At 39.9% G+C, this 13,657-nt stretch carries 14 protein-coding genes and 1 pseudogene; 3 read left to right on the forward strand and 12 right to left on the reverse strand.

Annotated elements, in window-relative coordinates; all coding sequences use genetic code 11:
- Window positions 1–236: 236 nt before the first annotated feature.
- The 6 genes and pseudogenes from NYE63_RS24920 to NYE63_RS24945 all read right to left on the reverse strand — a co-directional run bounded on the left by NYE63_RS24920 (window position 237) and on the right by NYE63_RS24945 (window position 5,858).
- Entirely contained in the window at window positions 237–1,712 is a 1,476-nt protein-coding gene (locus tag NYE63_RS24920; RefSeq protein ID WP_342603193.1) for a sodium:solute symporter family protein, read from the reverse strand.
- Window positions 1,709–1,909 (reverse strand): DUF3311 domain-containing protein, encoded by a 201-nt coding sequence (locus NYE63_RS24925; RefSeq protein ID WP_063595989.1) that lies wholly within the window; start codon window positions 1,907–1,909, stop codon window positions 1,709–1,711. The genes NYE63_RS24920 and NYE63_RS24925 overlap by 4 nt, the downstream gene beginning before the upstream one ends.
- A gap of 864 nt (window positions 1,910–2,773) precedes the next feature.
- Window positions 2,774–3,168 (reverse strand): annotated as a pseudogene (locus tag NYE63_RS24930) (VOC family protein).
- 401 nt (window positions 3,169–3,569) lie between these two features.
- Window positions 3,570–4,256 (reverse strand): VOC family protein, encoded by a 687-nt coding sequence (locus NYE63_RS24935; RefSeq protein WP_342603194.1) that lies wholly within the window; start codon window positions 4,254–4,256, stop codon window positions 3,570–3,572.
- Window positions 4,257–4,463: 207 nt separating this feature from the next.
- Window positions 4,464–5,162, reverse strand: coding sequence for a pentapeptide repeat-containing protein (locus NYE63_RS24940; RefSeq protein ID WP_342603195.1), 699 nt, complete (start codon window positions 5,160–5,162; stop codon window positions 4,464–4,466).
- A gap of 216 nt (window positions 5,163–5,378) precedes the next feature.
- On the reverse strand, window positions 5,379–5,858 hold the full coding sequence (locus tag NYE63_RS24945; protein ID WP_342603196.1) for a DUF4306 domain-containing protein: 480 nt from the start codon (window positions 5,856–5,858) through the stop codon (window positions 5,379–5,381).
- A 130-nt stretch (window positions 5,859–5,988) separates the two neighbouring features.
- Here NYE63_RS24945 and NYE63_RS24950 point away from each other — a divergent pair, with 130 nt between their 5' ends.
- Window positions 5,989–6,651, forward strand: a complete 663-nt coding sequence (locus tag NYE63_RS24950; protein ID WP_342603197.1) for a hypothetical protein — start codon at window positions 5,989–5,991, stop codon at window positions 6,649–6,651.
- Window positions 6,652–6,738: 87 nt separating this feature from the next.
- Here NYE63_RS24950 and NYE63_RS24955 read toward each other — a convergent pair whose 3' ends face one another.
- The gene (locus NYE63_RS24955) at window positions 6,739–7,134 is read right to left on the reverse strand and encodes a VOC family protein (RefSeq protein WP_342603198.1); all 396 of its coding nucleotides are present in this window, start codon (window positions 7,132–7,134) and stop codon (window positions 6,739–6,741) included.
- A 359-nt stretch (window positions 7,135–7,493) separates the two neighbouring features.
- On the opposite strand from NYE63_RS24955, the gene NYE63_RS24960 reads away from it, so the two are divergent.
- Together NYE63_RS24960 and NYE63_RS24965 are read left to right on the forward strand one after the other, a co-directional pair.
- Window positions 7,494–7,922, forward strand: coding sequence for a MarR family transcriptional regulator (locus NYE63_RS24960; RefSeq protein ID WP_342603199.1), 429 nt, complete (start codon window positions 7,494–7,496; stop codon window positions 7,920–7,922).
- Between the two features lie 12 nt (window positions 7,923–7,934).
- A complete protein-coding gene (locus NYE63_RS24965; protein ID WP_342603200.1) occupies window positions 7,935–9,134 on the forward strand; it encodes an MFS transporter in 1,200 nt (399 codons plus the stop codon).
- A gap of 328 nt (window positions 9,135–9,462) precedes the next feature.
- Here the strand turns inward: NYE63_RS24965 and NYE63_RS24970 are convergent, their stop codons facing one another.
- From NYE63_RS24970 to NYE63_RS24990, 5 genes are all read right to left on the reverse strand, one after another.
- A complete protein-coding gene (locus tag NYE63_RS24970) occupies window positions 9,463–10,698 on the reverse strand; it encodes a hypothetical protein (RefSeq protein WP_342603201.1) in 1,236 nt (411 codons plus the stop codon).
- 28 nt (window positions 10,699–10,726) lie between these two features.
- A complete protein-coding gene (locus tag NYE63_RS24975) occupies window positions 10,727–11,560 on the reverse strand; it encodes a hypothetical protein (RefSeq protein ID WP_342603202.1) in 834 nt (277 codons plus the stop codon).
- Window positions 11,557–12,243 carry an ABC transporter ATP-binding protein gene (locus NYE63_RS24980; RefSeq protein WP_342603203.1) on the reverse strand — a complete coding sequence of 229 codons (687 nt, stop codon included), beginning with the start codon at window positions 12,241–12,243 and terminating at the stop codon, window positions 11,557–11,559. The genes NYE63_RS24975 and NYE63_RS24980 overlap by 4 nt, the downstream gene beginning before the upstream one ends.
- A complete protein-coding gene (locus NYE63_RS24985) occupies window positions 12,240–12,620 on the reverse strand; it encodes a GntR family transcriptional regulator (RefSeq protein ID WP_076370154.1) in 381 nt (126 codons plus the stop codon). The genes NYE63_RS24980 and NYE63_RS24985 overlap by 4 nt, the downstream gene beginning before the upstream one ends.
- A gap of 203 nt (window positions 12,621–12,823) precedes the next feature.
- Window positions 12,824–13,579, reverse strand: a complete 756-nt coding sequence (locus NYE63_RS24990; RefSeq protein ID WP_342603204.1) for an AAA family ATPase — start codon at window positions 13,577–13,579, stop codon at window positions 12,824–12,826.
- Between the last annotated feature and the right edge of the window lie 78 nt (window positions 13,580–13,657).

Raw genomic sequence — 13,657 nt, forward strand, 5'->3', positions numbered from 1 at the left:
ACGCCATTTCTTGAAGTCCAAATCTCCCATGTATGAAAATGTAAATCCTCGAAATAAATTCCCAATTTTCATCAATGAAAAGCACAGCTTTTTTCAAAAATGATCAATTTACAGTCAGGGATCTTTTCGGAGATGAGAATGGATGCCTCTACAGGAGTGATCCATTCGTGACGGCCTCCTGCCACTAATGTGACCCTCCTCTTTTTAGATCATCTTTTTATTAAAATCCAAAATAATCAAGCAGCTTCCAATTCACCGTTATTGTCCTTGGAAAATTTCCTTGCAATAAGGCTTACTCCAATCATTACAATCACATTTATGAGGAGAGCGACAAGACCAATGTTCAAATCTTTTATGGCTTGCGGCAATGCCGGGAAAAGCGTCCCTATAGTAGCGCTTGTAATGGTTGTATACCCAACAGTGGCTAAACCGGCAATGATGCCCGCTGACGCACCCTGTTTCGTCACGAAGTTCTTTTGCAGTAGACTGGCAATGAAAGATGGGAATAATTGAGTCACCATGCTGTATCCCATCAATAAAAGGGCCACGATCGTATTTCCTCCAGTCAAAGTAAAATATACGGCAATGAGAGCAAGAACAGGGACGAGCAACTTTGCAATCGACGTGATTTGTTTATCCGAGGCGGACGGAGAAAAATGCTGATACACGTTTTTTGCCAGCAGCGTCGCTGAACTCATTAAAATCATCGAGCCAGGAACAAGCGCGGTTAATAGACCCGCTGCACCGATGACGCCCACAAACCAAGGATCGAATGTATTGATCGAAAGCTTCAATAGCGCAAGATCCATATCCGCCCCCTGCAACCCAGGAACTTTAATGATGGCGGCATAGCCGACAAAGATTGCACCGACGGATAATGCTCCGTAAAGCGGAAGGATGAACGCATTTTTACGGAATGTCTTTGCACTTTTTGCTGTATATGCAGAACCGAATGTTTGCGGCCACATATAGAAACCTAAAGTCGTCAAAATGATCGTGGATATAAACCATGAAGCGCTCATCCCCATATCCGGGAGTGTAAGGAAATCAGGCTTGACGGCATTGACTGCTTCGAACATCGGCTGGATTCCGCCAAAATAATGAAGCGGAATGTAAATCCCTAAAAATAGCGCGACCAAAGCGATCATGATGTCTTTGAGAACAGCAGTCCAAACCGATCCATGTATACCTGAAATCATCACATAAACGGTAACTGAAACAGCCCCGATCCAAACGGCAACCGTTGGGGAAATCGAACCATAGGAAGTTGTCGAAACGATGATTCCCAGCCCCTTTAATTGCAGCACCAAAAACGGTACCAGGGCCAAAACACCAACGATGGATACGAGTACCCCCAATAATGGACTTTTGTACTTTTTAACATAAAAGTCTGCTTGTGAAATAAGCTTATGTTTATTTCCGTAGCTCCAAATAGCCGGATAAATCCAGTAAGAAAACAGGTAACCCAATGCTGCGAACGCTGTTCCGTACAATGCCGGACCGCCTATCCCATATGCCCACCCGCTGGAGCCCAGGAAAGTGGAGGTGGAATAAATCTCACCCGCCAGTAAAATCATGATGATGAAAGGACCAAACCCGCGTCCGCCTACTGTCCACTGTTCAAGGTCCATGTCCTTGCCTTTTCTTGCCCTAATCCCTAAATAAAGTGACAGCAACAGGAAACTGAAAATAATGATGATCGCAATATTCATTTCTCTTCCCTCTCTTTATTCTTGGGATCTAGCATATAAATAATAAAAACGACTAAAGCGGTAAAAATCAGCCACGAAAAGTTCCAGAAAAAGAAAAGCGGCATGCCCAAAATATACGGTTCGATACTATTAGCCCAAAAAGGCCCGCCAAGTATGGCGATTACAGGAATTAAAGAAAGAAAATAAATTGGTTTCATGAAATTCTCCTCTTATCTAATGATATTGACTAAATGTAAAAAGGCAGTTACACGAACATTGATATCTTTATATCGTTAATTCATCACCTGCGCAGCAATCGTGATAAATTGCAGAGCCGCCGCAGTTTCATAGTCCCCCTTTCTGCCGTCGCCAGATATGTTATATTACTTTTAATCTAGCAATCCTCATGCCAATGTTGGAATTTCCAGAAACAAACGGAGTGAATGGGGTACATATCAAGGAAAGCAGTTGGGCAAAACTTATTATCGAGGATGCATCGGCGTGTTATTGATGGGGGAATCCTTCTTAAACAGTAAAAAAATTTTTACTGGTAAAATTTTTTTTCATCCCTTATAGGGAACAAGAGTCTCTTCAGTTTTTTATTTAATAAACATTCCAGGTGGTTTCAGAAATCAGCTCCCTTTCCGCCGACTGTCTGCCAAGCACCATCAAAGCAAGCGACTGTGGGGTCTCGGCTAGCCAGTTATTCGGCAGGAGTGTCGCAAATTTCTTCAATCTAGTGAGGGTTACAGTAAAAAACATGATGGATCATGCTGAAACACTTCCGAACCTCCTTTTGTCGAAAAAAGGGCTTCTATCTGATTTTTTAAGGGTTGATTGGAACGGAAGGTGCGAGACTCCTGCGGGAAAGGCGCGTCCAAGGGAGACCCCACAGGCGCAAAGGCGCCGAGGAGGCTCCCGGACCGCCCGCGGAAAGCGAGTACCTGGAGTGGAAATCAGTAGTACAACCAGGTCTCGTTTAAAAATCATGGTTTGCAATTTTTCGACCATCCACGCCTTACGAACACCTTTGGTCAACAAACTGAAAAAAAGCCACTATCCAGTGGCTTTTTTCACATCATTCATATTGGGAGAGTAAGTTGCCAGGAAACACCAATTTATCAGATATCCATCCGAACTTCTTACTAAAGGAATAATCACCCAATGGCATCAGCACTTGCCCGCCATCAGTTAAGCTCGAATAAAGCCTGTCAATTTCCTCTTCACTATCACATGTAAGGAATATTGAAAACGAAGGTGTAAATGTAAATTGATGCTTAACATTGCTATCGATGCACATAAATTCCTGATCCTTCAAGGTAAAGGTAGCCTGCATGACACTTCCCTCTGTACCTGTTTCATTTGCACCATACCGAACCATGCTGGTTATTTTCGATCCTTCGATTAAAGATGTGTAATAATTCATTGCTTCCTCCGCTTTACCTTCGAACATCAAGAAAGGTGTGACCTTCATCATTCTCATCAAACTCCTGTTCATCTTTAATTAAGTTTCTCCATTGAATCATGGCGCCCACCAGTTATCTGAAGCCACGATCATTGTCTGTAATTTTATCGTATTGGCAAAATAGTCATCATCAATTGTGGTTATGTTCTTTCTATATTGATGAGTTTAGAGAATTTATTAAGTAAAAATATAAATATATACAGCTAACTGACGTTTGTGAGGATAGTGAGTTAGCAAGTATATATTTATGTTTTGTCCTTATCGCTTAAGGAAGAAATATCAGATTGCTTTATCATAGCTTATTTAAAGAAAGCCGGTATTAATGGTAACAAGTTTATACTTGAATCAGTAATAAGATTAAATGGTGGTTTGGAGATACATCAATGGGTCGAATGAAGTGTATGACCAAAATATCATTCCACTTTTTTCAATTCCATCAATCCTTCGCCATCCAATGAAATATCCAATTGCTGATTTATGACTAGCGAAAGCGGAAAGATTTCCGACTCTTTATTCGAAAAAATCCACCGCCGTTTCCTTGGACCTAAAAGTAAAAACGAACCTGCTTCATGTTCCCCCATGAAATTCAATCCATCTTCACTTATTTCTTCACCATTCCTTACAGGTACACCATTACTGATCAACTGGTTTCCCAAGGACCTGACTTCATCTGTCGTAATGTTTATTTCACTGATGCACAGGACGTTTTGAGCTGAAAAATACTTAGCCTCGGATTTGGGTGATACGGAATATCTCGATATGAACTCGACAATGTTGCCTGAAGGGTCTGTAAAATAAAAAGCATGTGCATCAGAATAGCTGAAATAAACTTCGTCATCATCATCTTCTCTAGTCAATTCCACTTTTGATTTCGCCCATGCTTTTGCCGAAGTAAATAAATTGGTTGGAATGTTCATGGCAAAATGATAAAAAGGCTTTTCATTGTGATGATATTTTTTGATTTCAAGCACACTTTCCCCTGCCTTCATTTCAAAAACATCATCGGTTTGCGATAGTAACTCAAATCCTAACACATCAACATAAAAATTCCGCATTTCATCCCATGCATGACTATACAATGTGACCTTATTGATAATCAACGTTCAATCCCCCTTCCACCTAACAAATATTGTAAAGTAATCCTGAATTTGTGCAAACATTCCGTACTTTTCAAAATCATATATTCATATACACGCTGCCCATTTTTACTACGCCAACAATTAGCGACATGCCAACTCAAAAAGGACCACCAAATTCGGTGGTCACTCGTGTCAGCTCCATTGAGTCATTTTTTCATCTTAAAAGGTTCACTCTTTAATTTTCAGGCCCAGCATGGCTGCAAATACTATCGCTTGGTCCGGGGAAACTTCGCATCCATTTAAATCTTCCATGGATACGGTAAGCCTTTGAAATGTAGAACTGCTAATATCAATTCCTTTGAGCGGCGTCCGGGAAAAGTTCACTCCATTTAATCTACATGTTTCGAACTTCACTTTGATGAATTTACACTCATAAAAATCAGCACTTTCCAATGAGCAATGATCGAACTTCACTTGCTTTAAACTGGAATAACCAAAAGCACTTAAATTCAAGTTGCAATTCTCAAAGTAGACATTCCCTAAACTCGCGTCAGACAGGTTAATGCCTAAAAGTTTGGATTCTTTGAATTCCACCCGATGTATCGAGCCGCCCATGAAATCGGCATTCGTCAAATCGCAATGATCAAAAATGACATCCGTCAGCTCAATATTTCTGAATGATACATCGCTGAATGTCACATTTTTAAAAACAATCTGTGATAATACGATTTTTTCCATCTTTTCTCTATCAATCGTACAATTGGTTATGATACAGGACTCAAGATAAGGCTCATCTTGATAATATATTTCCTGAAAGTTCGCTTGGGGTAAGTCTTGGGGGATCTTTGGCTGTTCAATTTTGATTTTGCCTGACATATTATCACCTTTTCGCTTTATTTCTTCAATCACTGGATAACTTTTTTCCAACTGCTTCACACTTCTTTACCGGAAACGGTATGATTTATTTTTTAAAGGTCTGAACCAATATGGGTCCACCGCTGGTAATATACTAACCGTAAGCTATATTTCAGTGAAGTTCAATCTAAGAATTTCGCAAAAATGACTATTATTTTTCGTTATTTTGTGTCATCTTCCATCAACATTTTGCAAAAAAAAAGCTGCCTCATCGGCAGCTTTTTAACTTTAAACTTCAGTATGTAATCCTGTTGGCATCAGGAAATAATATAGCGCTGCACCTATTATGGCTATCATTCCGCCTATCAGAAAGAAAGCTTGAAAGATATTTCCTCCAACAGTCGGGGAATTGGATACAAAACCAGTTGAAAGCAGAAAAAGGACACCCAACCCCAACAAGAAAAGAGCCATTTTTTTATTACTTCTTTTGAATAGGATATATCCCGTAAGTATGATTAAGTACGATGCTGCAAGGACCATAAGAAATGGAAATAACGGTTTGAATTTTGCGGCATACACGAAATAATCGAAATTCGAAATATCATTTGCATCCATCGCATGATCATCATTTACTTGTGTGAAATGCGTGGAATACTTCCATTCCCAAGGGGTATCCAGAATTTCGCTTCCTTCATACCAGGTACAAAATGAAAAAAGTAATAGGAAAAATGCAGCGATTATTATTTGCAAAAAATTATTAAAAGTCAATCTCATCTCCTCCAGCTGCCATTATACCAATAATTGGTTTATGTTTAAATATGCCGGTTAAAGCAATATGTAAACAAACACTGGTTTATGAATAATATAAAATAACCTCTTTTAAGGAGCGTTTGGGAATATGACATTTCGTGGAGAAGACCTCCTTCTTTCAGGAGCATGGATACTAGGTATTGGTTCACTTATTGATACAATCGGGCAGACCCAGCAAACTTTCACCCATAGCGATCAGGGGAAAGATTTAATCGTAAAAGGAAATGGGATTGAAGCATTCGGAAATTCGTTGCAGGCCATCGGGAGAATTAAGCTGTTTAAACATGAGAGGGAGTTAGCACAAATATATACCATCTTCGGTGCTTGGCTTGAGGCTGCTGGTAATAGTACAAATGCAGTTGGAGTAAGTATTGAACTAAATGGTGCTGAGGAAGAGGGAACAAAAATAGATACCCTTGGCAGTGGAGTCCAAGGTCTTGGCGCAGCTTTTGAAGCAGTAGGTGCATTTCTTGAAGAGGATTCATCCTATAGGGCCCTTGCAATTACAGGAAATAGCTTCATTTCTTTAGGCTCTTTTTTAGCAGCGATCGGTAATATTTACGTTTTAAACGAAAAAAGTGTAATTGGAGAACAGATTCTATTGGTCGGTAGCTGGATTCAAGTTATTGGTGCATTTATATTAATTCATGCCATTACCCTTGAGGTTGAACACATTGAACAAGAGAAACACGAGGAAAATCCGAAAAATAGAAACGGCAATTCCTATCCCTATTCATATAATAATTATTAATACCTGATTGGATGTCGTTAGCTTTTATTTATCATATAGTGCAGTTGCTTTGCCATTTTCCTTCATCTTACCAACTAACGAAAATACTTAAGGTACCACCAATTCAACTTTCATCCTATCTGGGTCTTCAAAGTAAACAGCATAATGTTCCTTCCCACCGGCGAATGGGTGCTTGTCGGCATAGAGGATGGTAACTCCTCTGTCCCTTAATTTTCTGGTGATCTCATCAACCTGATGACGGGAGGTGGCGTGAAAGGCTAAATGGTTAAGACCCACTTGTCCCTGATGATAGGGAATGTCAAGATACCTTGTTTCCGCTTGTACAAAAACAATGTACATATCATCCAATCTCCAACTCTTCCCGCTTTCCCACTCCTGGAATGGCTCATAATTCATTTCCTCCAAAAACCAGCCCCAAAAATCAACGGTCCTATATAAATTTGAAACATTCAGCTCAATATGATGAATAAATCCCTTTGACACCTGTCATCTACCTTTATGATCGCTTTTTGGTGCGTTTTATTTGTGAGATTGGGCGTTTTACTCGTGAATTCTGCTGTTTTACTCGTGAGTTTCGACGTTTTACTCGTGAATTGGCTTTTTCTCGTGAGTTTCCGCCTTTTACTTGTGAGTTTGGGCCATTTACTCGTGAGTTTCCGCCTTTTACTCGTGAATTCTGCTATTTTACTCGTGAGTTTCGGCGTTTTACTTGTAAATGGGCGTTACTTATGAGTTTGGTGCTTTTACAAAATACAAATCCGAGTAGACAGAATGGATTTATTTTGTTATTATAGTTACTCAGGGTAACAATTACTCACGGTAACTATATTTTAATTTAAGGGGTGTTTCTGATAAAGACTTACCAAAAATTCTTTCAGCAATTATTACTGCTGTACCGACCTTTTGAAAATAATCTTAATATACAGCTGGGCAAGCATGATTTACACAGGGCGCAATGGTCCATTTTGTATTACTTAACCAATTATGGTTCGGCGACGCTTGTAGAGCTTGCCACTTACCAAAGCGTGGAAAAACCGACGATTACGAGGACCATTGCCCGCTTGGAAGAGCTGGGGTATGTCGAGCATGTGCCAAGCAAAGATAAACGCGAAAAAAGAATGCGGCTTACGGAGCTTGGAAAAAAGGTCTACAGTGAAGTCCGCGTGACAATCGATCATTACGAACAGGATATCTTGAAAGGGATCACTGAAGAGGAACAACTCGCAGCTATACGCATCATGGGCGAAATTAGAAATAACATTATAAAGTAAGGAGATAATAAAATGGAACAATCCAGACCTAGACTGTGGACGAAGGATTTTGTCATCGTTTCTTCCATTAATTTTTTCATAACATTAATCTTTTATTTATTGATGGTGACACTTGCCATCTATGCCGTAAATGAATTGAATGCTTCTACAAGCGAAGCCGGACTCATATCAGGTATTTTCATAATCGGGACGTTAATCGGACGTCTGTTCATCGGCCGTTTCATTGATTCAATCGGTCGCAAGAAAACATTATTCATAGGTTTAATCTTTTTCACTTTGACAACTCTTCTTTATTTTGTGGACCTTGGAATTGGCTTCCTGCTTGTTAACCGCCTGATCCATGGTATGGCGATGGGGATGGCAAGTACTGCGACAGGTACGATCGTCGCCCAGATCATTCCGGCAACAAGAAAGGGAGAAGGCATCGGCTATTACAGCATGAGCGCGACACTTGCGACAGCAATCGGTCCTTTCATCGGTCTGTATATGGCTCAGCATACAAGCTTCCAAGTCATTTTCAGTTTCTGCCTGGCTTTAGGGGTGATCTCCCTGATTACTGCATTCTTCCTTTATGTCCCGGCATTGAAAGTGACGGCTAAAGTTACGGAAAGCAAAGGATTCAAGCTTTCCAATTTCATTGAACCTAAGGCGCTGCCCATCTCGATCATCACTCTGTTATTGGCATTCTGTTATTCCAGCGTCCTTTCTTTCATCAGTTTCTATGCCATCGAAATCGATCTGGTCAATACAGCAAGCTTCTTCTTTGTCGTTTACGCAGTAGCCGTATTGTTATCACGTCCTTTCTCAGGACCGTTAATGGACCGCAAAGGATCGAACTTCATTATGTATCCGGCTTTCATGATTTTCGGAATCGGTTTGCTGTTACTAAGTATAACAACCAATAGTTTCACTTTACTGGCAGCTGGTTTCCTCATTGGCCTTGGATTCGGTAATATGCAATCAAGCTCGCAGGCGATTGCCGTTAAACTGACACCGCCTCACCGAATGGGGATGGCAACGTCCACCTTCTTTATCATGCTTGATGCAGGACTTGGATTCGGCCCTTATATTCTGGGATTCATCATTCCAGTAACAGGTTACAGCACACTTTATGTCATCCTGGGCGTTGTGGTCATCGCAACCTCCGTCCTTTACTACTTCTTGCACGGCAAGAAGGAACGTTCAGCTAGAACGAACTTAGCTTCCATTTAAATAAAAAAAGGGATATCCCATTGGAGGATATCCCTTTTTCATGGCCATTGTTCCACGAGTTCGATTCTTGGAATCTGTCTAAGATAAGCAGTCCGTGATATTGCAAATGGGATTTCGTCCGTTTTAGGTGATATTTCGAAATTTTTGATCGATAATTCGTCCTTTAGTGAGATATTTCGACCTCTTTGATCGATAATTCGTCCTTTAGTGAGATAATTCGACCTCTTTGATCGATATTTTGGCCTCCATGAACGATATTTCAACCATCACTAAAAAGAAGCCGCTCAAAAGTTTATTCTTTTGAGACAGCTTCTAGTGATAGTGGTCCTTATTTGACTTCTATATTATCTACATAAAAACCAAGATTTTTGGTCTTCTTTTGTTCCGCTGATTGGATGACTGTTTCCCCTTTATATAAAGTCTTTCCGGTCTTTAAATCGGCAATCAGCAATCGAGGCGGTTTAGTTTTATAATCCATTTCTTCTGGATATCTGTCATTACCTGAAAGGAAATACACCCTTTCATTCTTAACGGTGGCGAAGTAATCTTCATTCTTATGAACAGCTAGATCTAGCTCTAGACTCTTCGTTACCTTTTGACTGCTTAGATCAATTTTCTTAATGTGATAATTGTTGGATTGATTATCAACTACGTATAGATTTTTCCCATCCACAAATCCTTTTCTTATCTTGTCTAGGCTAAGCGATTCATTTTTTGGCCATTTAACATGTTCCATTTTTTCCGTTTCATAATTATAAGATAGTAGTTTGCTTTCATTTGGCTTTTCCTCATAAGGACCATCCTCATGATATACCCCTTTGATTACAGATAATAAAATCATGTTGTTTGACTGGGTGGGCGCAACATCAACTGGCGTCCCAACTTCGACTTGGTAATTGCCATTATAAGTTTCGGATAAAAGAGTTTTATCGCTTATTACTTTCTTATTAGCTAAATCGATCGTATACAGATGAACCTCTTTCGTTTGCTTGTCATCGTTGGAATTCACATCATTAGTCGTTAATACCTGTAGTTTTGAATGGACCAATTGCACATCCACGACATTCGTATTCATTTTTCTCACTTGATCGGGAAGTTCCAAACTGAAAGAAGTTTCATCGTTGCCTTTCTTCTCCAATAAAGCGATATCAAACTCCGCTTCCATGTTTCCACTCTTTGTGAAATCTTCATTCACCGAGGCGTAAGCCAGGAAATCATTGTCTTCATAAAAAGAATCGATGTAATCCTTCCCACGCATAAATGAACGATATTCTTTCATTAATCTTTCCAATTGAGCATCTTGTCTCCCCGTTAAGCTTTCAAAGTAAGACTTTTCGCTGTCATATGTTGTTCGATTGGATTCAATCGTTAATGATTCATAATAGGGATCGGATTCATGTGAACCATTTATGATTACCGGATCAAGCTCTTTACTACTACCTTCTAGCGTCTTGAACGTATAAATTGGAAGGCCTGAAGCGGAGGAAGCTACTTTGGCATAATAGGCCCCGATGCTTATAATGACTACCAATCCAATTATGATGCTGCATATATAACGTTTCACCTTATTCACTCTCCTTTAAAAGTTGTTGTTATACGGTAACGCGGTTTTTTAATAACCAAGAACCAAGCCAAATCGATAATCCTGTCACAATGATTCCTAAAGCGATCAGTGTGCCAACGAGTTCGCCGGGGTAAAAGTGGAAAACATCACTTGCCATTACGAAAACAGGAGTTAAAAACAACGCTGCAGCTATTCCGCAATACACCAAGCCCAAAATGATTCCTTTTATGCGGAAACTTCTTTCAAACATGATCGCTGTGAATAATATAGACAAGACCATTAGACCGGCCCCATAGGAAAGCAAGAATTGTGTGAATGTGGTTGGAATAACCAAATTCAATACACCATTAAATTTGATGATGGCAGTAGAAGACATTTCCATGTTCAAATGCGATTCAGATACGTATGAATTAAATAGCGCATTTTCCATTGGTAAAATGATAATCTGCCAAGCAATCAATCCTAATACCATCAAGAAGATTGCCATGGCTTTGGAAAGGTAGATCGACAATCTGGATGTCGGTAACATCAATAGGCGATAAATGAACGTATTTTTTCCAAACCAATCACGATACCATATAAGGAAAATGTAAAAAATAAGAGCAACGGCACTGAGCGCGATCGGTCCTTGAAACCAGAGAGTATTGGCGATATGGGTAAAATCAATACCTCCATAATTGGTAATATAAGCGGCATCCGATAGTTTTTCTTCCAACATGATCTTCCTGGCATCATTAAGTAGGCTCTTCGTTACGATGATCACTCCCGCAAATTGTGAAACCAAGGTGATCAACAATAAGGTAAGATAGATTTTACTGAAACGATTGATTTCAAAGTTCACTAGTTTTAAATAACGCGTCATGATTGATACACCTCTCTCATTACATCAACTACCGATTTCCCTTCCTCTTCACGCATTTCTTCTGTATTGAACTCTTTAAGCACTTTACCGTTATCCAATAAAATGACCTTATCGATTAAATGTTCAATATCACCGATTTCATGGGTCGTGATGATGACTCCCCTATCTTCAATAAGGTGGCTCGCAAAGACATCGGCAATTTGCTCGCGGCTAAACATATCGATTCCCGAAAATGGTTCGTCCATCAGTACATAATCCACGTCAAGGGACAAACCAAGCATCAGGTTGAGCTTAGCTGTATTCCCTTTTGACAATTCAGAAATGCGACTCTCCTCTTTAAGCTTGAAAAACCCCATCAGTTGGTTAGCTCTTTCCGTGTTCCATGATGTATAGAAATCCTCCATGAACACCATGGCCTGTTTAACCGTCATTTGCGGAAGCATCGTTGGTGCGTCTGGAATGAAGGTGATTTTTTCATAACTGTCCTTTGTCATTTTTTGATCATCGATCAGGATTTCACCTTTATATGGCGTCAATCCCATGATCGCTTTGAGTGTTGTCGTTTTACCGACACCATTTATCCCGATCAGGCAGGTGACTTCCCCTTTATTGGCTGTAAATGAAACACTATCCAAGATCTTTTTCCGGCCATAATTCTTGGAAATCTTTTTTACTTCTATCATTTTTCTTCCTCCTCCCTTATTTCTTCCGAGTATTTTTCTTTAACCACACGAAGCAGTTCATCAACTGGTACATTAATCGGACGAATCGCATCGACAAACGTATCGACGGCTGCCAAAATCAATTCCTGCCTCACAGCCTGTAAAATCGTTTCATTCGTCGTGATTTGACTGGGGAAATTTCGTTCAGTGTGAATCAAGCCCTGTTCCTCCATTTCTTTATATGCTTTTTGAGCAGTATTCGGATTTATGTTCAGTGTAGCCGCCAGTTCTCTTCGGGAGGGAATTTCCTGTCCGGCCACGAATTTACCAATGGCAATTTGTTCTTTAAAATGCCTAACGACTTGCAGATATACCGGTTCCCTGGTATTTACGTTCATTAAAACCACCCCCTGTTTACTTAAAAAAGTCTGATATTCATAGATTTTTATGTGTATGTACTAAGTGGTTCATACACCTTATAGATGTACTATACCCGTAATACACCTAAGCTGTCAATCATGAATCTCAACAAAATGAAAGCCCCGAATGCTCGGTGCAGTCGGGGCTTTTATTTTATGCTTTTAATGGAGATGCTAAAATCTCATTCGAATAGATGATGAAGCAGACGATCTTTATCATCAAAAAATTGTTTCATTAACAAATAGTGATTGGACTCCTCTAAAGTCACCTCACTCATTCCCTCATCTGAAATTTGGAGGATTTTAGCATCCGGGTAGGCCATGATGATCGGGGAATGGGTGGAAATGATGAATTGGGAACCTTGTTTGGCAAGATCATTTATCCTGGCCAGCATCGAGATTTGTCTCAATGGCGACAAAGCAGCTTCAGGCTCATCGAGGATATACAATCCATTGCCTTGAAATCGTTCTATAAAGGCAGAAAAAAACGATTCCCCATGAGATTGCTGGTGTAGTGATTTTCCACCGAAGGAATCGATGATTTTCGACCCAAACGATGCCTCCCTGTCCAATTCCTCTATATTCGTAGCTAAATTATAAAAGGTTTCCGCCCTAAAGAAAAAATTATCCTTCGGTTTGTACACGCCTTTTTGCAAACGGAGGTATTCGTCCAAATTGGAATGTGAATCATAATTGGAAAAATTGAAATTCAACGTCCCGCCTTCTGGATTGAAGCCATACGCAATCGCAATACCTTCAAGCAAGGTGGACTTTCCCATTCCATTTTCCCCGATAACGTAGGTAACACTGGGATGAAAAGCCACCTCTTGAAGGTGCTTAATAACCGGCAGATCAAGAGGGAAATGGTCATACGAAGATATTCGGTCTCTATTCAGGTAGATGCCCCTGATGTACTGTGTATCATAATCCAGTTTCATTTGTTATCACCTTCTATAGAATATATTTAGAGTGTTGATATGTCCTTCTTACATTCCATTAAGAATGCAATCTAAGAC

It is taken from the genome of Peribacillus sp. FSL E2-0159 (genome assembly GCF_038643155.1).
Lineage (GTDB): Bacteria > Bacillota > Bacilli > Bacillales > DSM-1321 > Peribacillus > Peribacillus simplex.